Source organism: Thiocystis violacea, from assembly GCF_016583565.1.
Lineage (GTDB): Bacteria > Pseudomonadota > Gammaproteobacteria > Chromatiales > Chromatiaceae > Thiorhodococcus > Thiorhodococcus violaceus_A.
The window spans coordinates 1-24,498 of the sequence record NZ_NRRF01000054.1; the positions used below are offsets into that span (position 1 = coordinate 1).

Below are 24,498 nucleotides of genomic sequence, written 5' to 3' on the forward strand. Positions count from 1 at the left end.
CTGGCCTTCCCCGCAAGCGTGCTGGTGTTGCGGCTTTACATGGCCATCAACCACGCCTAGACGCGCTCGGGCCTAGAAACTCAAAGCCCCCTCCCCTCTTCTTCCCTGGCGTGAACGCCTGGCGGTCGCACCTAGGTCAAGAAAATAGTGCATACGATACAAATCGTTTGTATCGTATTTTTTTGTAGTATGTTGTATACTACTACATACTACAAAAGCGCTTGAGGCCCATCACGATGCCTACCCAAGAAGAAATCCACGCAGTTGCCACCGAGATCGAGACCAGCGGTGAAAAGGTGACCTTGGCCGCTGTCCGAGCCAAGCTCGCCGAACGCTTTGGCGGTGGCGGCGGGAGCTACACCACGATCAGCGAAGCCCTTAAACGCTGGCGGTCCGAGCGAAAGCAGCAGGAGCGCGCGCCCGAGCTGCCGATTCCAGAAACGGTGCGTGAGGCAATGGAGTTGGCGGGCCGCAAGATTCACCAGGCCGCCCTCGAAGTGGCGCACGGTGAGATTGAAGCCATGAAGTCGGCGCTAGAACTCAAGGAACGAGAGCTGAATCAGGAACGGGCGGAAGCCCTGGCACTGGCGGACCAACTGGGCGAGGACCTCGAACGGACCAGAGAGGAAAGAACCGCGCTCGCGGCGAAGCTGGAAGACGCCCAGGAAAGAGGCGCCAAGGCTTCGGCCCTGGCAGAAGAGAGGAAGGAACGACTGCACGTCCTGGAGGCCACAGCAAAAACCGCTCGCCAGGAGACCGAAGCACTGAGGCAAGAAGCCACGCAATTGACCGAGCGCTTGGCCAACCGGGACACCGAGATCACGGCCATGAAGACGGCGCTTGGGGCAAAGGAGGAGGAACGCGTAAAAGCCCTGGCACTGAGCGAGGAGCTGAGAAAGGAGCTGGAGCGGCTCAAGGAAGAAAAGGCCGGTCTTGCGACAAAACTAGAAGATGCCCAAGAAAGGGACTCGCGCGCTGCCACCCTGGCAGAAGAGTACAAGGAGCGGATCGGAAAACTTGAGCGCGCGGTCACGAACGCCCTGGAAAATGGCGAAGCGCTCCGCACAGAGCACGCGCGATTGAGCGAGCGCCTGGCCAATCGGGACGCGGAGGCAAAGCGCCTTCAACAACAGGTCAGCGAGCTACAAGCAAAGCTCGTTTCCCCAAAGACGAAGTAACCGGCCGGTGCCCGCGACAGACCAGAAATAGCACATACGATAAAAATCGTTATAACGATACAAATAATATATATCATTTGTATCGGTTATATCGTTAATCGTCACTTCTCGGCCGACCGGGTGTTAGCCGCTCGATGGCCCCGAGGGCATTTTTCAGGTCCGCCTGAGTCATGGCGGCAAGCACCTTGAGACCGGCGCGCACGATCTCGCTCTTGTTCGCCTCGACACCGGCCTTCATGCAAGAGCGCTTCACCTGTGCGATCAGGGCATAGTCGTCCTCTGGCAAGGTAAAGGTATCGCGGATGGTCTTTGGACGCTTTGGCGCTGCGGGCTTGGGTTTCGCAACCCTACCCTTCTCCTCGGCGCTCGGTGCCGGTTTCCCGGTCCCCAGGACCGATTCCGCCTTCGAGAATCGATCCTGAAACGACTCTTTTTCGGTCTCGACAGACTTTGCCAAGGCCGCTTTCATATCCTTAGCCATTGTCCACCTCCTTTGCTGCGGGTGGTGTGTCCAAAATCCTCAGCACCTCGTCCACCAGGGCATCCACCTCCTCGATGGCCTGTCTCGCCTGAGCGCCTTGGTCATGCACGATGCCGCCAAAGACCGCCGCTCTGCGATAGGCCGTCCGCAGGTGCAAACAAGCGTCAGTAACGGGAATACCGAAATCCTTCAGCACATCGAGGGCATCTCGGGCAAGCGAGGTGTTGGGCTGGCACATGTTCGGGACAATCCGTGCCCGTAGCCCCTCGTTGATATCCCCGATGTTACTGATGAGCTGCTGAATCCCGGTTGCCGCCCAGAGGTCGGCGGGGGAGGGGATCACCGGCACCAACACCAGGTCCGACACCAGCAGGGCACTTTGGGGCACCGGTGAATCGACTGCCGGTGGACAATCCACCACGATGTAATCGTAGTCATCGACGAATTTCTGCACCTCGCGATGCACCTTTCCACCGGCGGCACTGAGCCCCGCGACCCTGGCGGGAAACGGTTTCCCGTCCTCGGCCGATGCCGCCCAACGTACCGCGGTGCCCTGTGGGTCGGCGTCAATCACCAACACCTTCTTGTCGCGTCGTCCAAAGCATCCGGCAAGCTGCATCGCGACGGTCGTCTTACCGCTGCCGCCTTTCTGATTTGCGACAGTGAGAATTTTTGCCATCATCCTGCTCACCATTAATCAGTTAATATTTTACAAATCATATATATAGTTAATATTGTTTGTATCGTAAATACTTTTAGTATGATTTATATTGTTTGCATCGAATTATAGAGGGCGCGTGACGGTCGCGCAAAGCAAAACGCCTTGGTGAGAGGATTTGGTCACCAGACAGGTGCGGGTATGGACCATCTTCCCGGTTCGGGTCGACAAGCAGGGTTTGGAGGGCATTCAGAAATGCTCCTCAGACGCGCTGAGAGGCTGCTCACGGGGTTTTGTGGGGTTGGCACGACCGAACCACCGCATCGGACCGCTTTTCGCGCTCAGAGGGCATTTCTCGGCCTCCTAAGAAGAATCCAAAAGAAAAACAACAACATTTCACTTGGTTATTCTCAAAGGTGAGAGGATTTGGTCGGATTTTCGCCCTTGTTGTTGTTTTAATATATTTAACATATTTAAGGGACCGCGTAAGTTATTGTTTTTATTTTGCTTTTAGGGGTCATAGGTGAGAAGATTTGGTCTTAAATGTGAGAAGATTTGGTCCTTCAGGTGAGAAGATTTGGTCCGGAAAAGTGAGAAGATTTGGTCATAGGTGAGAAGATTTGGTCAGGCGCCTGTGGATAACTTCATGGTGGATTTGCCCTCAGTGATAGGTGAGATTTTATGCTTTGACAAAATCTTACCTGTGTTTAAGTATGGGGGACATGGACTTACTGGAGCAGACCCTCTTTTACAAGCCGACTGGCACGGTTCAGATCGCCAATAACTTCACGCTCATCGAGCGTAAAATTCTAAATGCCATCATCTGGCACTCCCAAAAACACAAATTTAAGCCGGGCGAGCACGCGCTTCCGATACGCGATGTGTTCCATCTCATCGGTCTTGACAGCAGCCGTAATCAGGACGTGCTCAAGGATGCTATCCGAAGCCTGGTCGGCACGGTTGTCGAGTGGAATATCTTGGGTGCCGATCGTGTTGACGAGTGGGGGGTTTGTACATTTCTTGCGAGCGGCGTGATCCGTAACGGGAAGCTCCAGTACATTCTTAATCCCAAAATTGTTGAGAAAATCAATCAACCAACGCTTTACGCAAAGATTCAGCTCCTGGTACAAAGCCAGATTCGCAAGCGTCATGCCCTTGTCCTTTATGAGTTCTTTCTCGATGCCTTAAGCCGCTTACAAAAAACATCCGTTCGTGTTGTCGTGCCAGTTGTTCAAGTCTACGAACTACTCTCTGTCAATACGGAAATGGGTTATAAGTTTTTTAATCGGGATGTCATTAAACCTAGCCTCGCAGAAATCACAAAACACACAGATGTGGAAGTGACCTATGAAGCGAACAAGGATGGGCGTAGAGTGGTTGAGCTAGTTTTTAACGTCAAGAAAAAAGATAGTTTTCAACTTTCTCTCGACTTTGATTCCGGACGGCTTGATCACGTCGAAAAACTCGAAGAAGCACGATCGGCAAATAGGGTAGGGGGTCTACAAGCACTCCTTGAGCATTATGGTGTTGGAAAGCGAAAGGCACAGGCGCTCATAAAAACTTATGATGATGAGCGTATCCGTGGAAACATTGAAAAATTGCTACAAGAGAAAAGAAGTGGCAAGACTATTAACAATGTTCCCGCGTATCTCGTAAAAGCGATTGAAGAGGATTATCGTCCAAAACCATCGCCAAAAGAGCAGGAAGAGGAGCAAGCAAGACGAAAACGTGAAGCGGCGGCGAAGAAGAAAAAAGAACGTGAGGCCCTCAAGGCCGAGTGGGAGCGGTTTCGCATGGAGCGCACCAGGGAGTATTTCGCCAAGCAACCGCCCGAGTGGCAAGAGGAAAAGCGGCAGACGTTCTTGAAAACCCTTGAAGGGGAGGGGAGTTCCGATGTCGTGCGAGCGAGCCTGCGAAAGAACGGCTTTGAGAGCCCCATGGTGCAAGGGATGTTCTTTACCGAGTTACGCGAGGAGCTTCTCACGCGACCCGAAGAGCTGGAGTTTGAGAAATATGTGGATTTTCAGAAATCTAAAAATAGTTAATATAGTATAAATCGTTAATACTATATTAATTGAACGATTGAGTGAGATCGGGCAATGGCAAAAGGAAAAACAAACAAGAATGGGACGAATGGCGGGGCCAACCTCGGATTTGAGGCCAAGCTTTGGGCTACTGCCGATAAGCTACGCGGCAACATGGAGCCATCGGACTACAAGCATGTGGCCCTGGGGCTCATCTTCCTGAAATACATTTCCGATGCTTTCGAGGCCAAGCGTGAAGCGCTGCTTGTCGAGGACCTCGCCGACCCGGAGGACCCCGAGGAGTATTTGGCCGAGAACGTCTTTTGGGTGCCAAAGGAGGCCCGCTGGTCCCACCTTCAGGCGAGCGCGAAGCAGGCGACTATCGGCAAGACCATCGACGACGCCATGCTCGCCATCGAGGCGAAGAACGCTTCCCTCAAGGGCGTTCTGCCGAAGGACTATGCCCGTCCTGCGCTGAACAAGGTCATGCTCGGCGAGCTGATCGATCTCATCAGCGGCATCGCCATGAACGAGGAGGCCGACCGCTCGAAGGACATTCTCGGGCGCGTCTATGAATACTTCCTCGGCAGCTTCGCCGGGGCGGAAGGCAAGCGGGGCGGGGAGTTCTATACGCCGCGCTCGGTCGTGCGACTCCTGGTCGAGATGCTGGAGCCCTACAAGGGCCGTATCTATGATCCCTGCTGCGGATCGGGCGGCATGTTCGTCCAGTCGGAAAAGTTCGTTAAGGAGCACGGCGGACGCATTGGCGACATCGCCATCTACGGGCAGGAGAGCAACTACACCACCTGGCGCCTCGCCAAGATGAACCTCGCCGTGCGGGGCATCGACGCCGACATCCAATGGAACAACGAGGGCAGCTTCCACAAGGACGCGCTCCCCGATCTCCGGGCCGATTACATCCTGGCCAATCCGCCGTTCAACGTCTCCGACTGGGGCGGGGAGCGCTTGCGCGAGGACGCCCGCTGGAAATACGGCGTCCCGCCGGTTGGCAACGCTAACTATGGCTGGCTCCAGCACATCCTCCACCACCTGGCCCCAACCGGCACGGCGGGCGTGGTGCTGGCCAACGGCTCCATGTCCTCGGCGCAGTCCGGTGAGGGCGACATCCGCCGCGCCATGGTCGAGGGCGACGTGGTGGACTGCATGATTGCCCTGCCGGGCCAGCTCTTCTACTCGACGCAGATTCCGGCCTGTCTGTGGTTCCTGGCCCGCGACAAGAAGAACCACAAATTCCGCGACCGGCGCGGCGAGGTGCTTTTTATCGATGCCCGCAAGCTCGGGCACTTGGTGGACCGCACCCGAAAGGAGTTCGCGGACGATGACATCGCCAAAATCACGCAGACCTATCACGCCTGGCGCGGGGAGGAGGGAGCCGACGAGTACGAGGACGTGCCCGGCTTCTGCAAGGCTGCGAGCCTAGAGGAGATCAGGTCGCACGGCCATGTGCTGACGCCGGGGCGGTATGTCGGCGCGGCAGCCGCAGAGGAGGACGACGTGCCATTCGTGGAGCGTTTTGCGGCGCTGAAAGAGAAGCTCGACGAGCAGCTTGCCGAGGGCGAGGAGCTGGGGGCGCTGATTCAGGCAAAGCTGGAAGGAGTCGTGATCGATGGGTGAGTGGATGCCAGTAACATTGGGAGATGTGGTTTATGTTCAAGGGGGATTTGCTTTTAAGAGCAGAGACTTTACTACAGATGGAATTCCCGTCCTCAAAATCAAGAATGTTCGTGAACGTGAAGTAGACGTTACGGAAGTAGCTTTCGTGGATCAGAAAGTTGCTGATCGAGCGTCTAATTATTTTTGTAACTACGGTGATGTGCTTATTTCAATGACTGGTTCCGGGCCACAGGCCCCAAGTTCTGTTGTCGGAAGGGTCGCGAGATTTACAGGACCATGTAATCACTATTTAGTTAATCAACGAGTCGGGCGGTTTCAAATTACGAAGCCCAACACCCTGGATCAGCGGTTTTTGTTTTTTTTATTGACCCAACCCGGACTTCAAGATGAGCTGGTTTCTAGCGCAACAGGTAGTGCAAACCAAGCTAATATCAGTGGTGCGCAAATAGGTAAGCTTTCGGTACTCATCCCCCCCCTCTCCACCCAAAAAGCCATTGCCTCCCTCCTAGGTGCCCTCGACGACAAGATAGAACTAAACCGCCAGACAAACGAAACCTTGGAGGCTCTCGCGCGGGCGATCTTCAAGGACTGGTTTGTGGATTTCGGCCCGACGCGCGCCAAGGCCGAAGGCCGTGAGCCCTACCTCGCCCCGGACCTCTGGGACCTCTTCCCCGACGCCCTCGATGATGAGGATAAGCCGGTGGGGTGGGAGACAGGAACCGTCGGTGAATGTTTCCATCTCACGATGGGCCAATCTCCCCCTGGCAGCACTTACAACGACGACGGCGATGGGCTTCCCTTCTTTCAAGGGCGAACAGATTTCGGTTTCCGGTATCCAGAGAATAGGAAATACTGCTCTGTTCCGACACGCATTGCACAGCCGGATGACACGCTCGTCAGCGTTCGTGCGCCGGTTGGAGACATCAACATGGCTCGCGAGAAGTGTTGTATAGGGCGCGGTGTTGCTGCACTAAGGCACAAGTCCAGTTCGGTTTCTTTCACCTATTACTCGGCTTGGGCGATACAGCAAGAGCTACAGCAATATGAGCATACCGGAACGGTTTTTGGTGCTATTAACAAAAAGCAGTTTGAAGCACTAAAGACAATCGAGCCTGTGCCAGAAATGGTACACGTCTTTGAAGAATATGTCGGGCCTCTAGACCAGCGCATACGGGAAAGCGTCTCAGAAACACGAACCCTGGCCCAAACCCGCGATCTGCTGCTGCCCAAACTGATGTCCGGCGATATCCGCCTGCGCGAGGCCGAGAAGCTCGTGGAGGCCGTGGCATGACAGAAGCAACAGGTGACATAACCTTCCACTACCCGCCGGAATTGTTCAACCTGCTTGTTGACACCATTCCCCTGCTCAATCGCTCAAAAAAAGACGTGCTGCTCTTCTTTCGCGGCGCGGGCGTGACCTCGGTGATGTTAGGGGATTTGGAGCAACGCCTGAAAACAACCCCGAAAGAAATCAACAAGTACGAAATCACGCGGACTGTGCTCGACCGCCTGAATGCGCGCGGGGAGGCGACGCTACGCCAACGGCGCGAGGTGCTGCGTCGTGTCGTCGAATTCACCAACTTCGATTCATGCTGGACAGAGGATAAGCTCAAAGCCAAAGGGCTGATCGCCAGCATCCGCGAGGTGGTGAATCAGAAAGACGCTTTCACGCGTATCAATCAGGAGCGTGAGAAGGAACGGCAAGCGCGCCTCGCGCAAGCACAGGAAGCGGCAGGCGCGAAGCAGGAACGCCTTGCCAAGATCGACGCGGCAAAAGGTGAATTCTATAGCCTGTTTGCGACGGGCCTTACACCATCCGAGCGGGGCAAGAAACTGGAGTGGGCACTCAATAACCTGTTTCATGCTTACGGCATTCTGGTGCAGGAAGCCTTTCACGTCGTCGGCACAGCGGGTGAGGGCATCATCGAGCAGATTGACGGGGTTATAGGTCTACAGGGCGCGCTCTATTTCGTGGAAATGAAATGGTACAAGGCCCCCGTCGGCAGAGCAGAAATCTCCGAGCATCTTGTACGCCTCATGAGCCGTGCCGAGGCACGCGGCATTTTCATTTCCGCGAGTGATTACACGGAACCCGCTGTGACCACTGCGCGGGACTTCCTCCAGCACAAACTGATTGCCTTTGTGCATCTGGAAGAAATTGTGCGTGTGCTGGAGACGCAGGCAGAACTTGCGACGTATCTCGAAGAGAAAATCAATGCCGCGCAGATACACAAGAACCCTTATTTCAAACCGCTGACTTCCAGCGGGGCGAGGTCGGCATGATTGGTTTCACGGAAAGCCATGTGGAAGACGCTGCCCTTTCCTGGCTGGAGGACCTCGGCTATAGCGTCCTGCACGGCAGGGACATCTCCCCGGACGGCGGTTCCCCGGAGCGGGCGAGCTATGCCGACGTGATCCTGTTCGACCGCTTCCGCGCGGCACTGGCTCGGCTTAATCCGCACCTTCCGCCGGACGTGCTGGATGAGGTGGTGAAGAAGGTCCAGCAGACCGAGACCCCCTCGCTTGTCGAAGAAAACCGCCGCCTGCACAGGATGATCGTCGAGGGCGTGGACGTGGAAGTCCCGCGCGCCGACGGCAGCATCGGCGGTGATAAAGCCTGGCTGATCGACTTCGAGAACCCGGAAAACAACGACTGGCTGGCCGTCAACCAGTTCACGGTGATCGAGCACCAAAGCAACCGCCGCCCCGACGTGGTGGTGTTTGTGAACGGCCTGCCGCTCGCCGTCCTGGAACTCAAGAACCCCGGCGCCGAGAACGCGACGATGGAAGGGGCCTTCAACCAGCTCCAAACCTACAAGGACCAAATCCCCGCGCTGTTCCGTACCAATGCCGTCCTTGTGACCTCCGATGGCATTCAGGCGCGCATCGGTTCGCTCACCGCCGACATCGAGCGCTTCATGCCCTGGCGCACGGTGGACGGGCAGGAAATCAGCCCGAAGGGCTCGCCCGAGCTGGGCACATTGCTCGAAGGCGTCTTCAAGCAGGGGCGTTTCCTGACCCTGATCCGGGACTTCACCGTCTTTGGCAACGCCAGCTCGGGCCTCGTTAAGATCGTGGCCGGTTACCATCAGTTCCATGCGGTTTTACATGCTGTTGAGGAAACCATTGCCGCCTCCAGCCCGGAGGGTAACCGGCGCATCGGCGTCATCTGGCACACGCAGGGCTCGGGCAAAAGCCTGCTGATGGCCTTCTATACCGGCCGGATCGTGGCCGATCCGGCCTTGGCCAACCCGACCATCGTGGTCATCACCGACCGCAACGATCTCGATGACCAGCTCTTCGGGACATTCAGCTTGTGCAAGGACCTGCTCCGCCAGACCCCGCAGCAGGCCGACAGCCGCGAGGACTTGCAGAAGGTCCTGAGCCGTCCTTCTGGTGGGGTGATCTTCACCACTATCCAGAAGTTCTCGCCCGCGAAGGGTGAGAGGGACTATCCGGTTCTGACCGACCGGCGCAACGTCGTGGTCATCGCCGACGAAGCGCACCGCAGTCAGTACGGATTCAAGGCCAAAGTCCAGAGCAAAACCGGCGAGATCGCCTATGGGTTCGCCAAGTACCTGCGCGACGCCCTGCCCAATGCCTCCTTCATCGGCTTCACGGGCACACCGATCGAGAAGGAGGATGTAAACACCCCCGCTGTCTTTGGCGAGTACATCGACGTTTACGATATCAACCGCGCCGTGGAGGATGGGGCAACGGTGCCGATCTACTACGAAAGCCGCCTCGCGCGCGTCGAGCTGGACGATGACGAACGCCCGACCATCGACGATGAGATCGCCGAGCTGACCGAGGATGAGGCCCTCTCCGAGCAGGAGCGCCTGAAACGCAAATGGTCGAACATCGAGGCCGTGGTCGGTGCCCCCAGCCGCCTTACTCTAGTTGCCCAAGACCTGGTGCGTCACTACGAGGACCGGGTCCATGCCATGGACGGCAAGGCGATGATCGTTTGCATGAGCCGCCGGATTTGTGTGGCGCTGTACGACGAGATCGTGAAGCTACGCCCGGACTGGCACAGCGACGATGACGAGAGCGGCGCCATCAAGATCGTGATGACCGGCTCCGCTGCCGATCCGCAGGACTGGCAGAAGCACCTTGGTGGCAAGGCGCGCCGAGAGCTGCTCTCCAAGCGGACGAAAGACCCTGCCGATCCTCTGAAGCTCGTGATCGTGCGCGACATGTGGCTGACAGGTTTTGATGCCCCATGCATGCACACGATGTATATCGACAAACCCATGCAGGGCCACGGTTTGATGCAGGCGATTGCCCGCGTCAACCGGGTTTTCCGCGACAAGCCCGCCGGACTGATCGTGGACTACATCGGCATTGCCCAAAACCTTAAATCAGCGCTCAGCCAGTATTCAGACAGCGACCGTAAGCAGGCCGGGATTGACGAGGCCCAAGCCGTGGCTGTGTTGCTGGAGAAATACGAAATCGTGCGCGACATGTTCCACGGCTTCGATTATCGGCGCGGTCTCGAAGGTACACCCCAGGAACGACTTGGCGTGTTAGCCGGGGCCATCGATTGGGTATTGGAAATGCAGCAGAAGGCTGCGGCAAAGGAAGCGAAGGAGGAGGGCAAGAAGCGGGCACATCGCCGCTTTGCCGATGCCGTGCTGGTTCTGTCCAAAGCCTTTGCCTTGGCTGCTGCGAGTGACGAGGCCCGTGATATCCGCGATGAAGTTGGCTTCTTCCAGACGGTGCGCGCGGCGCTGGTCAAGAGCGCGCCAGGGGCAGGAAAGTCTGCCAGGGAGCGTGAGCTGGCTGTGGCGCAGATTGTCAGCCGCGCCGTTGTCTCGACGGAGATCGTGGATATCCTGGGTGCCGCCGGTTTGCAAAGCCCAGATATATCGATCCTCTCCGATGAGTTCCTGGCCGAGGTCCAGGGCATGGAGAAGAAGAACCTCGCTATGGATGCCCTGCGCAAGCTCCTGAACGGTGAAATTCGCTCGCACAGCAAGGCCAACGTCGTACAGACGCGGGCGTTCTCCGAGCGCCTGGAAGACGCAATTGCCCGCTATCACAACAACGCCATCACCACGGCACAGGTGATCCAGGAGCTGATCGATCTAGCCAAGGACATTCGCGCTGCTCGGCAGCGCGGAGAAGAGCAGGGGCTCTCCCCGGACGAAATCGCCTTTTACGATGCTCTCGCTGAGAACGAGAGTGCGGTCGAGGTCATGGGCGACGACCAGCTCCGGGTAATTGCCCATGAGCTACTGAACAATCTCAAGAAGAACGTCAGCATCGACTGGGCGCAGCGGGAACCGGCCCGCGCGCGCATTCGGGTTCTGGTCAAGCGTATCTTGCGCAAATACGGTTATCCTCCGGACCTCCAGGACGCCGCCGTGCAGACTGTGTTGCAGCAAGCCGAGGTGTTGTCGGAACGTTGGGCGGCATAAGGAAGAGTCTAATAATGAGCTTTAGGGATACACTTAAAGAATTACAGGAAAACATGAGTGATCTTCGCATCATTCATTATTCTTGCCAAAATCTGAGTGACTCAAATGAAAACTATTCTCCCAGAATCACATCAATAGCTGCTTTGCATGTTGAGCGATCGATCATGCATAGCTTCTCAATTCATTTGGTAGCAGAGGAAGAGAAGGTTGATAGAGACAATATCGAATGCGAATATGACCGTTTAGAAGGAGAAATGCTCGATCGATTTTATCGTTTTGTATCAGAAAATCCAAATGCACGATGGCTTCACTGGAACATGTCCAATATAAACTATGGATTTGAAACGCTTAGCCATAGGTATCGAGTGCTTATGGGAAAAGAAGCCCCAAAGATTGCGGATTCAAGGCGATATAACATTTCTACACTAATATTAAAAAAATACGGAAAAGATTGTGTCGATCATCCTAGAATGATTAATCTTATGGAGTTAAACGGAGGAAAGCCGCGCGATATGCTGACAGGGCAAGAGGAAGTCGAAGCGTTTAAAGCGAAAGAATATATTAAACTCCATAATTCCACGATGGCAAAAGCTTACTGGTTCCAAAATATTTTTTGGCTTCTTTTGAAAAATAAGATTCTTACTCAAAGAAGCAATTGGAAAGAAAAAGTGAACCGAATTACTGAATCTACACCGGCAAAAGTTCTTTCATTCATCGCGGTATTATACACGATTAGTCAGTTGGCTTACATTGGTTACCAACATCTCCCGCTGCCACTGTCTGATTTGTTGCGCTCCGAAGCGGCGGCAGCAGAGTAAAGTCGAGTCGTTTGATAGGAGCCCCCACTTTTACCCAAGATAAAATAGATTATCTTGTGTAAAACCGCGATCGAGGGTAGGGTACGGGCATGACGACCACCGAACTGATTTCTGCATCCGATTCTGAGGGTTTGCCGGTCCGCATCTTGACGGCTGCCGAATTTCAGGGCTTGGCCGAGGTGCCCCCGGAGCTGGAGTGGTTCGCCAACATCGACAACCCGAAGACCCGAAGGGCTTACCAGCAGGATGTGAAGGACTTCAGCACTTTCGTCGGGATTCAGCGTCCCGAGGAGTTCCGCCTGGTGACCCGGGCGCACTTCATCGCCTGGCGCAAGGACCTGGAAAGGCGCTCGCTCGCATCGTCCACCATCCGGCGCAAGCTCTCGGCGCTGTCCTCCCTTTTTGACTATCTCTGTGAGCAAAACGCCATCAGCCACAACCCCGTGGATGGCGTGAAGCGGCCAAAGGCGAACAACAACGAAGGTCTGACCCCCGCGCTTGGCGATGCCCAAGCGCGGGCCTTACTGGAAGCGCCACCGGAAAACACCCTCAAGGGCAAGCGCGATCGCGCGATTCTTGCCGCTCTCCTTTATCACGGGCTACGCCGCGAGGAGCTATGCAAGCTCCGGGTGCGGGACGTTCAATCCCGCGATGGCGTGCTTCAGCTTCGTGTGGAAGGTAAAGGTGACAAAATCCGGTTTGTGCCCGTTGCGGCTAAGGCGGCTCGGTTGATCAAGGAATATCTGGAAGCAGCCGGTCATGCCGAGGAGTTAAACGGTCCGCTCTTTCGCCCGGTGCGCAATAACACCACTGGCACGCTGAACAAACCCCTAAATCCGACCTCGATCTACAAGGAAGTAGTGCGCTACTACGGTGACAAGCTCGGTATCAATGCCGATGTGCATGGCTTCTGTGTGCATTCTCTAAGGGCAACGGCGGCCACTAACGCCCTGGAGCACAACGCCGATATCGCCAAGGTCCAGGAGTGGCTCGGCCATGCTAATGTTTCGACGACGCGCATGTACGACAAGCGGAAGAACCGGCCAGAAGACAGTCCGACGTTTCGTGTGGATTACTGATCCATTCCACCGGATACAATCTTGGCAGTAGGGAAGAAATCGCTTTTCTCTGTCCTTGCTATTGCGGTCCGAGATCAGGTATATCTTTAATAGAAGGAGGATTTATGTCGATAATCACCGCAGATGAAGCAAGTGCTAAACTTTATAGTTTAATCGATGAGACAGCCACCACTCATCACCCAATCACCATTCAGGGTACGCGCGTGAATGCCGTCATGATCTCTGAAGAAGATTGGAACGCTATTTCAGAGACATTAAGTTTGATGTCGATTCCTGGAATGCGAGATTCTATCGTCGAAGGGCTTAAAAATCCAACATCTCAATGCTCAAAGGATCTAGATTGGTGAGTTGGACTCTCGTTTATACTAAGGACGCAAAAAAACTATCCGCTTCTGGGTTGAAAGACAAGGCACAAGCCTTGTTGAGCTTATTGGAGGCAAATCCCTATCAGAGGCCCCCTCCCTACGAAAAATTAGTTGGCGATCTCGCCGGGGCCTATTCGCGCCGAATCAACATCCAACATCGTCTAGTCTATCAATTACTCGAAAAAGAAAAGGTTGTTAAAATCCTGCGCATGTGGACGCATTACGAGAAATATACGAGCGCATGACCAATAAAGTCGATGTCATTTCCTTACGCATCGACTTCTTAGCCAAACCAAACAGTCGCGTCTTATGATTCGTAAGTAACCGTTACCGTGCTATAGGCCACTGACTCAGCGTGGTTTTTCTAGTAACTCAGGAGACGACTCATAACGTGTCACCAGGAGCTATTTCCGCGTCGACACGACACATGCTGCGATCTGAGTCGGGAGAAATCTGGGAAGCGGCCATTCAGAATCCCAATAACGCCTTGGCGATAACCTGCAGCGCGAAGCGCCGTCAGGTGCATCGCGCTGTTGGGCGCCGCTCCACCGGGATCCGCTCACGCAGCACCAAGCCTGTCAGATTCTCCAAATTCTATGAAGGGCACTCCATGCGGAAAAACAAATACGCGAACCGGTCGCTCACCGCCTTCACCTTCTTTGCCCACGATTATCATCACAGGTTCCCGGCAACGGTATCGTGGGTCGGCATTGATCGCATACATTTGCGCCAAGTCGTCCCCACTTGGCTCCACGATGCTCGCGGGGTGATAGTGCCACTCGCCGATGTAGTAGGTGCGATGCTCGCTCTCCCATCGCTTGGCGAGTAGTCCTCGCAGTCCGGCCACGCCTCTGTGGAACCAGCTTGTGCCCCGGGCTGAGTCCTTCGGAGGAGGTAGAGCCTCCGTCACAAAGGCCGTCGATTGACCGTTCGTATAGTGCCCAACCAGAATGCCGCCCGTTTCGACCGCGCCGGAGCGGCTGCACTCGCTGTCGATCTGCCGCCATGATTCAGCGGCTATCCGAAGGGCGTATCCCTGGCAGGGCGTAATCCAGTCGAGAGTGGCAATCACGGAGCACCACCTTCGTCGGCGACGTTTGCATCGGCACTCGCCGCGTCGAGATCGACCACCCGATAGCCAGCAATGCCTTCATCCAACGACTGCTCGAGGACGCGCAGTCCGTTCGCCGAGGCCCCTTGGACCATGCTTTCCAGGTACTTCACGGTTGCGACCGCCCCGAGCCAAACGTCATCGCATCGCGCGGGAAACAGCGGCGACCAGCAACCGGCACCTTCGAGCGTCTCGCCCGCCGTCGACCATTGCGAACGCTCTGCAGCGAGCCACGGCTTCACCGCCGCCGCGAACTCTTCGAACGGGAAGGCGCATGCATGTGCTCCGAACAGAAACAAACGCTTGGCGGCAAAGCCCAACGATGCGGAGAGAAAGCGCCGTGGAATAGTCCACCAAGCATCGCCGAGACGCCTAAGGACCTCGTCTTCGCCCGTGCAGTCCACCACGATATCGATCGGCTCAAGTAGCTTCTGAAGACGGTCGCCACACGGCAACGAGGCCGCGTGTGCGGAGATGCTGGACATCGGGGCGGCGCCCTGGAGCCGCGCTGCGGTTGCCGTCGCCTTGTTGCGCCCAAGATCAGCCCCGACCAACGTATGACGCACGAGGTTCCCTGGCTCGAGGTCATCGTGGTCGACGATCAGGATGTTGGCGACGCCACCACGAGCCAGAAGCTCAGCAACGGTGGATCCCAACGCCCCAGCGCCGATGACGGCAATGGACGATGTTCGAATGTGGCCCGGGAACCTCCCGCGAGCTTGGAGCCGGTCAGGGTGCCAGTTCGACGTCTTGAGATAGGAGAGCTTCTTAGTCCCTCCGAAGGTGTCTCGTCGAAGCCGCTCGTTTCGGCCGCGAGGATTTGGCCGAAATCCCTTCATGGGCTTGATCATCGTGGGGACATCGGGCGGTAAGAGGGCCTGCCAGTGGACTTCGACGGGAGCCCTCTTCCAGAGTGCCGGGATCGGGTATCCAAGCAGAACGATCACATCTTTTTTGCCTCGCGCGCGGTGAGCCATCCAGCGAATGAACCCATCGACGTCCACCTTCATCCGAGTGCCGACTCGTCGGAGTTCGGTCCAGGTGCCTGGGGCGTGCCACGGCGGAAGAACGATTGGAGATGGCCACAGCCACCAGTATCCGACCCAAGGCTTGTCAGTGGGCTGATGATTGCACCGACAAACCCGGACCACTTCGCCCAGAGCGTCGAGGAACTTCTCCGGAGCGATGATCTTCTTGAAGCCCGGCATCACGCCCCAGTGAACCTCACCGTACTGCCCGTCTCGCTCTTTCCAGCTTGGCCAGGTGTCATGCCCCTCGTCGTGAACCACCCTACTGACGCGAGGGCTCAGAAGCTCCTCGGGGCACTGTGGCACCTCGAACGGCTCATCGTTCACCATCAACTGTTCGTCGCCCGCAACATGGATCCAACCAAGACAGCGCTCGACGTGCCAGCGCAGTCGCTGCTCCATGTCGCCCTTTGGCTCTGGCCCCCCAGCAATTCGCCCAAGGCGTTGAGATGGGCTGTCCAAGCAGGGCTTGCCGGTACGCCACGTGGCGTGCTTTGCGCTGGGTACGACGTTGCGATCTTGATGGGGAAACGTGTGGACGAGACCGCCCTTCTGATCGGGGTAGATGCGAATGCACCCCGCCGGGTATGAAACATCGACGAGGACGACCCACCTCGTCTCCTTGGGAACGAAGTCCGAGGGGTGTCCGGAGGTCAACCTAAGCCGCACTGCCCACGAGGATTCGGCTTGGATGAACTCGGGAAACGACTCGACTACCACGTTGGGGACGCCTGAGATCTGACCAACCGCGATTCTGATAGGCTCAGGCACCTCCTCCATCAGGACTCTCCATTATGCAAACCGGCCGGAGCCTGGCGCCGCCGGGTCTGTCGGTGTGGTAAAGCCAGCCTTCTTCCCTGATCCGTTTTCCGGAGGCGCGGGGAACTTGGATCCAAACATCTCGCGCCAGAGATTGCCGCTCTGGGTGCGGTCTTCGGAGTCGAAGGCCCGCCTCGCTAGGTTAGCTCCAGTCTTTACCTGGTCGTAGAACGTGCAGAAATCCTCGCCGGTTATGCGCTCGAACACATCATGCGACGGAACGCCGTAGTCGGGGAGCGTCGGTTTTCCCTTCCTGAGGAGGACGAGCACGACGTAGCTGCTTACGATCGACTCAAGCGTCTTCACCACGCCCTCTGCCACGGATCCTATGCCGTCAGGGCAGTGCTCGCCTACCAAGCGTTCGAGTGGGAAGCCCTTCGGATGCAACGGCTCTGCGTAGTGCTCGAGTCGCCACCACTTGATGCACTTCACGACGTTGACGAAATGGCTGTTGCATCGTGAATTCTTGTCGCGAGTCCAGCGAATTTGCTCAAGGGGATGGGTGTCATCCCACTTGTTCGCGTCGCGGTCCGGAATGCGGAGTGGTTGTGCCTGCCATTCTGATTCGCCGGCGGCTTCATTGAGAAGCAACTTCGCATCGGCGCGCATGCGGTGTTCGGGGGCTAACCATGAACGATGCAGTCGCCAGTCGCGAGCATCGACAATATTCTCGTCAGAGGTGACTGCGTCCGACTGCAGGATTCCATACTCCTGCTCTGCAGGAGCAGACGTCGGGACAACATCAAGTTCGACGTAGCTCATCTCGATCCCGAACGACCGACCTTGGGGACGCCATTTGCCCTTATAGTGCTTGTTCAGGAACGGCTCAAAGAGAGCGAGTGCGTCCTTCGGGGTGTACTCGTTCTCGTCCAGCTTGGTAACCACAATGATATCGACATCCGAACGCTTGTCCCCTTTGGGACGCACAGCGGTGTATCGGCGATAGCTACCCTGCAGGAAGTCGCTGACCAGGATCGGCTTAAGGTCCACGTCCGCGTTGAGGCGCTCCCGCAGTGTCCTGTGTCCGGTGATCAGTTGATCTCGCATAGCCTTCGTTGGCCGGATCTCCTGCAAGAACGTGTTGAAATCAGACAGGAGAATCATTGGGCGCCTCATGGTCTTCGTTGCGGGAGTTCAGCGCGACCGGGAGCGAAAATGAGTGCCTGTACGATCCGTCCCGCTCTAGTCCAAAGTCGAACTCGTATAGCGTTATCCGACCAAGCGCTTCGCGCTGCTGGCCGATGAAGAACATGAGCCCATTCGGGCAGGCGAAGAAGACGTGGGCGTGAGCCGCACGGGTTGAACGAGCTTCAGCGAGGACAGCAGGAATCTGCGCAGCGAGCCGGTACGCGTGGTCTGGCCCCTTGATGCTTTGTGGGGATGGGCCTCCCTCTGGATTCACAAGGAGGAGTAGGCCCACCTCGGGCGCTCCTTCCGACGCGAGAAACTCCTCGACATCCGCACGCACGTCATGGGTCACCGACAAGCAGATGGCGATATCCTGATGTTCCGCCGCCCGCTCGAACATCTGTGTGACCCAAGATGCGTCACACTCGACGTCCGGCGATGGCCTCCAGATCTCCAGGCTGGGTTTCTGGATCGGCGCAACATCCACACCAGAGTTCCGACTCAGCTCCCAGCCGGCCAACAGCGCAAGCGAGCCGTGGCACTCCAGGGCGATCGCAGACGGAACGCCACGTAGTCGTGCGCGACGGTCAGGATCGCTCAGAAAGGTCAGCACCTTGGATGCAGCAGTGTGCCAGGATCCACCCGAAGCCAGATGCCGCCCCTCGAAGTTATCCGAAACACAGACGATCTCGTCGACCTCGGATTCGAGCCGTTCCGCAAAGCGGACGAAACTGCGAACGCCAATTGTCGGCGGTCCGGGCTGGCCACTAGAACAGTCGCTCAAAAGGCCCTCGCGCTTGCACAACTCCCGAAATGACGCCCCATCGAAGGAGTTCGGACCGTTCATCAAGAACTGCTGGATCAGGCTCTCGTACGGGCAAGCGGCCCGATCGGCATTTGGTGTCTGTAGACCGACCACATTCAGCTTCGCATAGACGTACGCCTTGAAGTCTCGGCGGCCGAAGTGGTCCAGCTGAAAGCGCAGGGTCTTCGCGAATGCCGTGAATGCGTCGTCCTCAAGCGCAAGGTGGGCTCGCCACGTCTCGCGCACCTTACCAAGGTCGCCCCGGGAACCGTCATCAAAGAACTTCCGAGGTAATTCGCCATCGTACTCGCGCAACAGCTGCGCCAGCTTGTCGTCGTCCCTCCAGCGCCAGTTGGACGCGAGATGCAGTCTGAAACCGGCATGCTTGGAGGCGAGGTTTTTGTAGGCGGTATGGAAGCGCTGGAGCAGGGACGACTTAGCATTGATGAAAGCTGGATCGATCAAGGCGTCGGAGCTGTATGAGCCCCGGTTGTCGACGTGGTACTTCAACTGGAAGTAGTCGGCGCTCACCATCCCGCCGCCAGCATTGACACCGGGCTCGCGATAGAACACGGCCACATCATCCACGCCATCAGCTTCGTCATGCTCCAGTACGACTCGTTCAACCATTGATGAAGGTCGAAGAAGGTCAGCGGCCTGCTTCCAAAAGAATAATCCTTGGAAGACATCGCCTTCGGTTCTGGCCCCGACCTGATTTAGCGCCATATATCTTGCCTCCTTCGCCACAGATTGCACGTTATCCGAGCTGGGCCATCCATCGTGCGCCCAACGAATAAGGCTAGGTCGCTCGCTCCGCTCGAACCTTATTCGTTAGGTTTACCTTTTCTTATCGCCCTGCCTGCCGCCGCCCGCTTGCTCTTCACTTCGTTGTTCGTTTTCTTGGCAATATCGAACCTATATCGCTGAAAGTGATAGACATTAGTAAATTTATATTTACTAGAGGATAATCTTATTGTTAGATCATCGAACAGTCAAGTATGATTTTGACAAGTTTGTTTGATTGATTTAAAATAAAATAAAAACATAAACTTAGGGAGCGACATGATCGCAACCGAAAACCGGCGGGAGAGCAAAAACCATGCCTTTCAACCCAACGATCCTCGGCCAGAGGCTGCGTGAAGCAAGGGAGAACACCAACTTAAGCCAACAAGTCGTCGCAGACAGCATTGGTTTGCCTCGCACGGCTATCACGCAATTGGAAGCCGGCAACCGTTCCGTCTCCACTCTGGAATTGGTTCAGCTCGCGGAGCTATACAAACGTCCGATCGGCGAGTTCTTTGGTGAGCAGGAGCTTCATGAGGATGACATCCTGGTCGCCCTGCATCGCCTGGCGCCCGGCATTGATGCCCACGCGGACGTCAAGAAGCAGGTTCAGCGTTGCCTGAACCTCTGCCGAGAAGGTTGTTCCCTGGAGCACCTTCTAGGTCGCTCCGCCCGGAGTGGACCACCCGCCTACGCCGTGTCGTCGCCGCGCTCGGCGAGTAATGCCGTGCGTCAAGGGGAGCAAGTCGCAATCCAAGAACGCAAACGGCTTGGTCTAGGGTATAAGCCCATTGCAGATATGGGAGAGTTGATTTCGGACCAAGGTATCTGGTCCTCTGGTATTCACCTCCCCCATGAGATGTCAGGTCTCTTTCTCCGTCATGCCTCGATTGGCATGGCGATCCTCGTCAATTTCTCGCATGTGCGAGGGCGCAAGCGCTTTTCTTATGCTCATGAATACGCGCATGCCCTTCTCGACCGCGATCGCACGGCAACCGTCTCAACGCGCGAAAACGCCCCCGAACTCATCGAGAAGCGGGCAAACGCCTTTGCTGCGGCCCTGCTCCTGCCACGCGAAGGGGTCATTGATTTCATTCGCTCGCGCGATAAAGGTCTACCAAGCCGGCATGAGGATGCCATCTTCGATGTCGCGACTGATGGGCGTATTGACACCCAAACTCGCCCTGCTCCTGGATCTCAAGCCATTACTCATCAGGATGCAGCATTGCTTGCCCATCATTTCGGAGTCAGCTATCAAGCCGCAGTGTACCGACTCAAGAGCTTGAGCTTGGTGTCACAACAAGAATGCGCCAAGTTGCTGGAACGTGAAGCGGAGGGCAAGGTATTCTTGGATTTTCTGAGAATGTTAGACGACTTAGATAGACCCGATAGTCAAGAGCAGCAGGAGCGCGAGCTAAAGAGTCAGATCGTCCAACTGGCCATTGAAGCCTATCGCCGGGAAGAGATTTCGCGGGGCAAGCTACTTGACCTTAGCAAGCAACTCGAACTTTCTGGACGTACGCTCCTTGAGCTTGCCGAAGCTGTGAAGGAAGATTAGAGATAGGAGCGCTGAGTGGAAGATTCGCTATCGATCGTCATTGCTGATACCTCGGTTCTCATCAACTTTCTGGCAATCGACCGAATGGATTTGATTAAGCGGCATGCGTGCCGCTTTTTCATCACTGACCATGTCAGGTCTGAAGTCACCGTTCATTTTCAGGAACAACTATCCAGACTGGAAAACGCTCTTCAGCAGGGTATTCTCGAAGAGGTGTCGGTAACTCAGGCCGATGAAGTCGAAACCTTTGCCCATTGGACCAGCCTCAAACGCTTTGGATATGGCGAATGTTCGTGCATTGCTGTGGCGCTCCACCGAGATTATACGTTGGCCATGGACGATAAACGGGCTATCAAGCAAGCCCAAGCATCCTGTCCAAGCATTCACATCATCACCACGCAAGCGCTGATCGTCTCGATGATTCGGGAGCACCTTCTGACAGTCGACGAAGCTGACACCATCAAAAGTGAATGGGCCTCCACCCATAAATTCTTGCTGAAGTTTGATTCTTTCCGCTCCCTCCTGTGACACTCCCCCCTGAAGACCCTATGAGTGGACCCAAGGAGCGGCCGCAGTGGGCGTGAGTCTTGGGATAGCGTTTCGAGTTACTCTCAAGCTCTCGACATGCGACGCGGCCGCCTCTCCGCACCGTTCAGGGATGAACGGTGCTCGCACTGAGCCATCTATAGCTCTTAGGCTTCTTAAGTACAGGGAACTGTACGAGCGCGCCTGCTCCGATTTCACGGCAAAGCAGTATCGTTTTTGCGCGCGTCCCTCTGAGGACTTTCGCCATATCTCTACATTGGGGACGCTGTCCCCAAACCCCTGGGATTTATCGCTTTTGGAACTGTCGGGACATTTCTTATCGGAAAGATAAAGAAAGGGAGGCAAAGCCTCCCTCCCGCATAGTTCCCCGCTATGGCGCTCGGGTTTCTTCCCAGAATTGCCCTATCCTCCAAGCGGGCATTTTTACCATACCAACGATCCCAATTGAGTTTCAAATAAAAATTTGATTTTTTAGTGACTTAGGGTGCGGCCACCATGCTACTCGTCGACCTTTGCTCAACCGTTCCCTTCCCTGGGGGCGGTTGACATAACCTCCACGGTCTCAATCACTCACAGCTTCTCCGGCCGATTCAGCCTTGCTTTCGACAAGCGCATGAATGAATTCAAAGGCTTTTTGGGCCAGACTTGCTGCTCGAATCAGCGCCCGATCATCTTCCTGGAGCACCTTGAGCCAACTGGCAATGTAGTTAGCATGTTGTAGCTCGCCCTGGAGCTTGATCTTGGCGCTGAGAAAGGCAGAGCCCATCTCGGCGACCAGCTCCTCGAAGGCATAGGCTTGGTCGCCAAAACGCTTGCCGTAGGTCCGATCCAGCCTGCTTTCGTGGCCCGTCCAATGGGTTAGCTCGTGCAAGGCGGTGGCGTAAAAATCCTCTGCGGCGTCAAAGCGGAACCGATCGGGCAGTCCGATCATGTCCTCGCTCTTGCGGTAGAAGGCACGCGTACCGCCCTCGACAATCCGCGCTTGGCTTTTGCCTAGGATGTCCTCGGCCACCTGCATCGGCTCAAAGACCGCATTCTCATCCGGTGGCGCTGGACGTAAATGCTCAAGCCCTTCGATCTGGTCGAGATTGAAAACCACGAAGGTTTTTAGCATCGGAATCGTCCGTTGTCCGTCTTCCGCTTCCTCATCATCGACGACAAGGGGCTTGTAAATGATGCCATGCGTCCCTTTTTCGCCTTTCCTGACGTGACCGCCAAGCTCATGGGCCTGACCGAATCCGAACCATAGGTTGGTCCCGTAGCCTTGACGGCTGACCACCTCCCACAAAATAGGCACGTTGATCCCGTGATAGTCCTGCCTCGTCTTGCCATTGCAGGGAATCTCGAACTGCCCCCCGGCACGGTTCCAGGCACACTCCCACGGCTTTACTCCGGCCTCCAACTGCTCAATGATTCGGGCTGTGACACTCTGGATGATCGCTTGATTGTTCACGGCTGACCCCTCGGGGCCTCACCAGGCTGGCAAAGCTCCCGTTGGGGCCTGCCGTCTGGCTAGGCCACAACTGGTAAAACCATCAGGGCATAATATTTGGCATGCCCACCTGCGAGTAGCAAAAGGCTACCGCCGCCTAGGGCACGGACCACCCCACGCGGCGACATCCGGGATACAGCACCATCTACACAATCACCGTTACCAGGTCGAGTGTGATTCTTCGATTTGACCTACTCTCCGCCATATCATGGCTCCACGACCAGCCGCAAGTATTTGTTTTCTCTATTCCTCTGGGTAGGCTTTTCTTAGTTCTTCTTGAATGTTATCGATCTTCTTCTGTTGCTGCTTGCTTCGTAATATCTCCTTAATTTCTTTCGTTGGTTTATCACCATACTTCGCAAGCAGTTTCAAGAGTCCTCTGTTTTCTACTCTGACATTTTCATAGTTGTCCACCAAAAACGCGATGTTTGTCTTTTCGTTATCTATCGGAATTTTTGGGTCTGCCCCTCCTTTAAGAAGCGTTTTCACTGACTCATACACATTTTCACGTCCAGATTTATATATCAACACATGCAGAGGAACCTTTCCGTTCTTGGTCCCTAGATTCGGATCTGCGCCTTCCTGCAATAGATAGGCAATAAGGTCTACATCATTGTTGGCGCATGCCGCCATAAGCGGCGTTGACGACCATAACGATGTCGATACGATGTTTATCTCCGCCCCACGACTGAGAAGCTCTTGTGCCAATATTATTCCGTAGTTGCCCCCCTTCTTCGTCTTAGGCCATTCTGAGTCCATGGCTACTATTAAAGGTGTTTCTCCCAATCTATTGGTCGCATTCACATCTGCCCCATGCTCTAACAGCACGTTCACCATATGCGCGTGCCGGGTTTCCTCCCACCGTCTTTCCTGTCCTTTCTTGAAGGTCATAATTTGATGAAGCGGCGTATTCTCTCGCACCCGTCCTTTGGCATGAACACTCGCGCCTTTCTCAAGAAGCTCTTTTTGTAACTTGATTACCCCTGGCTTGTGTATTCTCATCGCCGTCACAAGAATATCGGAGTCTTCCGGTATATCGCCTTTCTCCAATTGCGGCGCTAACGCTAGAGCCTTTTCTACGCTGCTACTTTGCACAGCGAGCAGGATATCTCTGTACTTATCTTCTTGACTACTATGTTCTACGCACCATACAGCTTGTATATGCTTACAGTCTTTGCAGATTTTTCCTGTTTGCAACGATATCGCTTCTTTTCCGAATCGGTCATACCGTGTGTCTATCGACATATATCCCGCCCAGTCCTTATAGCCATTACTGTCACAAAAATATTTTGCCGTACCGCCTTCGTATTCCGCCAAAATATAGTATCCTTTATGCATCGCACGCACCCTTTTGATGTTAGGATACTTTTCCACTTCGGCTATGAACTTTTTGGCTCTCTCCTTACCTCGATAGCGAGATACAGACTTCATCTCTTCTAACTGGCCATTGACGACTATGTCTATATCCATTCCAAAGCTCGGCATACTTGCCATCATCATCACACAACAGAAGAAAATCCGCATTTTTCCACAACCTCTTTCGTAATTTAGCGATCATTGCTCAAAAACA

General features: G+C 55.4%; 20 protein-coding genes. 12 read left to right on the plus strand and 8 right to left on the minus strand.

Annotated features, from left to right (window positions below; translation table 11 throughout):
- The first annotated feature begins 236 nt into the window (after positions 1-236).
- The gene (locus tag CKO23_RS18000; protein WP_200333209.1) at positions 237-1,178 is read left to right on the plus strand and encodes a DNA-binding protein; all 942 of its coding nucleotides are present in this window, start codon (positions 237-239) and stop codon (positions 1,176-1,178) included.
- Positions 1,179-1,272: 94 nt separating this feature from the next.
- Here the strand turns inward: CKO23_RS18000 and CKO23_RS18005 are convergent, their stop codons facing one another.
- Positions 1,273-1,659 carry a hypothetical protein gene (locus CKO23_RS18005; protein WP_200333210.1) on the minus strand — a complete coding sequence of 129 codons (387 nt, stop codon included), beginning with the start codon at positions 1,657-1,659 and terminating at the stop codon, positions 1,273-1,275.
- Positions 1,652-2,338 carry a ParA family partition ATPase gene (gene parA, locus CKO23_RS18010; RefSeq protein WP_200333211.1) on the minus strand — a complete coding sequence of 229 codons (687 nt, stop codon included), beginning with the start codon at positions 2,336-2,338 and terminating at the stop codon, positions 1,652-1,654. The genes CKO23_RS18005 and parA overlap by 8 nt, the downstream gene beginning before the upstream one ends.
- Before the next feature lie 701 nt (positions 2,339-3,039).
- On the opposite strand from parA, the gene CKO23_RS18015 reads away from it, so the two are divergent.
- From CKO23_RS18015 to CKO23_RS18055, 9 genes are all read left to right on the plus strand, one after another.
- Entirely contained in the window at positions 3,040-4,362 is a 1,323-nt protein-coding gene (locus CKO23_RS18015) for a replication initiation protein (RefSeq protein WP_200333212.1), read from the plus strand.
- A 54-nt stretch (positions 4,363-4,416) separates the two neighbouring features.
- Positions 4,417-5,976: a type I restriction-modification system subunit M gene (locus CKO23_RS18020; protein WP_200333213.1), complete on the plus strand. Its 1,560-nt coding sequence runs from the start codon at positions 4,417-4,419 to the stop codon at positions 5,974-5,976.
- Positions 5,969-7,267 carry a restriction endonuclease subunit S gene (locus tag CKO23_RS18025; RefSeq protein ID WP_200333214.1) on the plus strand — a complete coding sequence of 433 codons (1,299 nt, stop codon included), beginning with the start codon at positions 5,969-5,971 and terminating at the stop codon, positions 7,265-7,267. The genes CKO23_RS18020 and CKO23_RS18025 overlap by 8 nt, the downstream gene beginning before the upstream one ends.
- A complete protein-coding gene (locus CKO23_RS18030; protein WP_200333215.1) occupies positions 7,264-8,259 on the plus strand; it encodes a restriction endonuclease in 996 nt (331 codons plus the stop codon). Before CKO23_RS18025 ends, CKO23_RS18030 begins: the two co-directional genes overlap by 4 nt.
- Positions 8,256-11,396 carry a type I restriction endonuclease subunit R gene (locus tag CKO23_RS18035; RefSeq protein ID WP_200333216.1) on the plus strand — a complete coding sequence of 1,047 codons (3,141 nt, stop codon included), beginning with the start codon at positions 8,256-8,258 and terminating at the stop codon, positions 11,394-11,396. The genes CKO23_RS18030 and CKO23_RS18035 overlap by 4 nt, the downstream gene beginning before the upstream one ends.
- Before the next feature lie 14 nt (positions 11,397-11,410).
- On the plus strand, positions 11,411-12,214 hold the full coding sequence (locus CKO23_RS18040) for a hypothetical protein (RefSeq protein ID WP_200333217.1): 804 nt from the start codon (positions 11,411-11,413) through the stop codon (positions 12,212-12,214).
- 89 nt (positions 12,215-12,303) lie between these two features.
- Positions 12,304-13,293, plus strand: a complete 990-nt coding sequence (locus CKO23_RS18045; RefSeq protein WP_200333218.1) for a tyrosine-type recombinase/integrase — start codon at positions 12,304-12,306, stop codon at positions 13,291-13,293.
- Between the two features lie 104 nt (positions 13,294-13,397).
- Positions 13,398-13,640, plus strand: coding sequence for a type II toxin-antitoxin system Phd/YefM family antitoxin (locus CKO23_RS18050; protein ID WP_200333219.1), 243 nt, complete (start codon positions 13,398-13,400; stop codon positions 13,638-13,640).
- Positions 13,637-13,903, plus strand: coding sequence for a Txe/YoeB family addiction module toxin (locus CKO23_RS18055; protein ID WP_200333220.1), 267 nt, complete (start codon positions 13,637-13,639; stop codon positions 13,901-13,903). Before CKO23_RS18050 ends, CKO23_RS18055 begins: the two co-directional genes overlap by 4 nt.
- Before the next feature lie 314 nt (positions 13,904-14,217).
- Here CKO23_RS18055 and CKO23_RS26745 read toward each other — a convergent pair whose 3' ends face one another.
- The 4 genes from CKO23_RS26745 to CKO23_RS18075 all read right to left on the minus strand — a co-directional run bounded on the left by CKO23_RS26745 (position 14,218) and on the right by CKO23_RS18075 (position 19,275).
- Positions 14,218-14,730 (minus strand): Mov34/MPN/PAD-1 family protein, encoded by a 513-nt coding sequence (locus tag CKO23_RS26745; protein WP_200333221.1) that lies wholly within the window; start codon positions 14,728-14,730, stop codon positions 14,218-14,220.
- Positions 14,727-16,199: a ThiF family adenylyltransferase gene (locus tag CKO23_RS18065; RefSeq protein WP_200333222.1), complete on the minus strand. Its 1,473-nt coding sequence runs from the start codon at positions 16,197-16,199 to the stop codon at positions 14,727-14,729. The genes CKO23_RS26745 and CKO23_RS18065 overlap by 4 nt, the downstream gene beginning before the upstream one ends.
- A 390-nt stretch (positions 16,200-16,589) precedes the next feature.
- Positions 16,590-17,720 (minus strand): SMODS domain-containing nucleotidyltransferase, encoded by a 1,131-nt coding sequence (locus CKO23_RS18070; protein ID WP_200333223.1) that lies wholly within the window; start codon positions 17,718-17,720, stop codon positions 16,590-16,592.
- Positions 17,704-19,275 carry an SAVED domain-containing protein gene (locus tag CKO23_RS18075; protein WP_200333224.1) on the minus strand — a complete coding sequence of 524 codons (1,572 nt, stop codon included), beginning with the start codon at positions 19,273-19,275 and terminating at the stop codon, positions 17,704-17,706. The genes CKO23_RS18070 and CKO23_RS18075 overlap by 17 nt, the downstream gene beginning before the upstream one ends.
- Before the next feature lie 373 nt (positions 19,276-19,648).
- On the opposite strand from CKO23_RS18075, the gene CKO23_RS18080 reads away from it, so the two are divergent.
- Together CKO23_RS18080 and CKO23_RS18085 are read left to right on the plus strand one after the other, a co-directional pair.
- Positions 19,649-20,890: a helix-turn-helix domain-containing protein gene (locus tag CKO23_RS18080; RefSeq protein ID WP_200333225.1), complete on the plus strand. Its 1,242-nt coding sequence runs from the start codon at positions 19,649-19,651 to the stop codon at positions 20,888-20,890.
- A gap of 15 nt (positions 20,891-20,905) precedes the next feature.
- Entirely contained in the window at positions 20,906-21,418 is a 513-nt protein-coding gene (locus tag CKO23_RS18085; protein WP_200333226.1) for a hypothetical protein, read from the plus strand.
- Positions 21,419-21,998: 580 nt separating this feature from the next.
- Here CKO23_RS18085 and CKO23_RS26595 read toward each other — a convergent pair.
- A complete protein-coding gene (locus CKO23_RS26595) occupies positions 21,999-22,889 on the minus strand; it encodes a zincin-like metallopeptidase domain-containing protein (RefSeq protein ID WP_200333227.1) in 891 nt (296 codons plus the stop codon).
- Positions 22,890-23,171: 282 nt separating this feature from the next.
- A complete protein-coding gene (locus tag CKO23_RS18095; RefSeq protein WP_200333228.1) occupies positions 23,172-24,452 on the minus strand; it encodes an ankyrin repeat domain-containing protein in 1,281 nt (426 codons plus the stop codon).
- Between the last annotated feature and the right edge of the window lie 46 nt (positions 24,453-24,498).

Excerpts from the sequence above, each read along its gene's own strand:
- parA (WP_200333211.1), bottom strand. The coding sequence starts at position 2,338 with ATGGCAAAAATTCTCACTGTCGCAAATCAGAAAGGCGGCAGCGGTAAG.
- CKO23_RS18030 (WP_200333215.1), top strand. The coding sequence starts at position 7,264 with ATGACAGAAGCAACAGGTGACATAACCTTCCACTACCCGCCGGAATTG.
- CKO23_RS18070 (WP_200333223.1), bottom strand. The coding sequence starts at position 17,720 with ATGATTCTCCTGTCTGATTTCAACACGTTCTTGCAGGAGATCCGGCCA.
- CKO23_RS18080 (WP_200333225.1), top strand. The coding sequence starts at position 19,649 with ATGCCTTTCAACCCAACGATCCTCGGCCAGAGGCTGCGTGAAGCAAGG.
- CKO23_RS18000 (WP_200333209.1), top strand. The coding sequence starts at position 237 with ATGCCTACCCAAGAAGAAATCCACGCAGTTGCCACCGAGATCGAGACC.
- CKO23_RS18045 (WP_200333218.1), top strand. The coding sequence starts at position 12,304 with ATGACGACCACCGAACTGATTTCTGCATCCGATTCTGAGGGTTTGCCG.
- CKO23_RS18015 (WP_200333212.1), top strand. The coding sequence starts at position 3,040 with ATGGACTTACTGGAGCAGACCCTCTTTTACAAGCCGACTGGCACGGTT.
- CKO23_RS18020 (WP_200333213.1), top strand. The coding sequence starts at position 4,417 with ATGGCAAAAGGAAAAACAAACAAGAATGGGACGAATGGCGGGGCCAAC.
- CKO23_RS18025 (WP_200333214.1), top strand. The coding sequence starts at position 5,969 with ATGGGTGAGTGGATGCCAGTAACATTGGGAGATGTGGTTTATGTTCAA.
- CKO23_RS18035 (WP_200333216.1), top strand. The coding sequence starts at position 8,256 with ATGATTGGTTTCACGGAAAGCCATGTGGAAGACGCTGCCCTTTCCTGG.
- CKO23_RS18050 (WP_200333219.1), top strand. The coding sequence starts at position 13,398 with ATGTCGATAATCACCGCAGATGAAGCAAGTGCTAAACTTTATAGTTTA.
- CKO23_RS18075 (WP_200333224.1), bottom strand. The coding sequence starts at position 19,275 with ATGGCGCTAAATCAGGTCGGGGCCAGAACCGAAGGCGATGTCTTCCAA.
- CKO23_RS18095 (WP_200333228.1), bottom strand. The coding sequence starts at position 24,452 with ATGCGGATTTTCTTCTGTTGTGTGATGATGATGGCAAGTATGCCGAGC.
- CKO23_RS18040 (WP_200333217.1), top strand. The coding sequence starts at position 11,411 with ATGAGCTTTAGGGATACACTTAAAGAATTACAGGAAAACATGAGTGAT.
- CKO23_RS18005 (WP_200333210.1), bottom strand. The coding sequence starts at position 1,659 with ATGGCTAAGGATATGAAAGCGGCCTTGGCAAAGTCTGTCGAGACCGAA.
- CKO23_RS18065 (WP_200333222.1), bottom strand. The coding sequence starts at position 16,199 with ATGGAGCAGCGACTGCGCTGGCACGTCGAGCGCTGTCTTGGTTGGATC.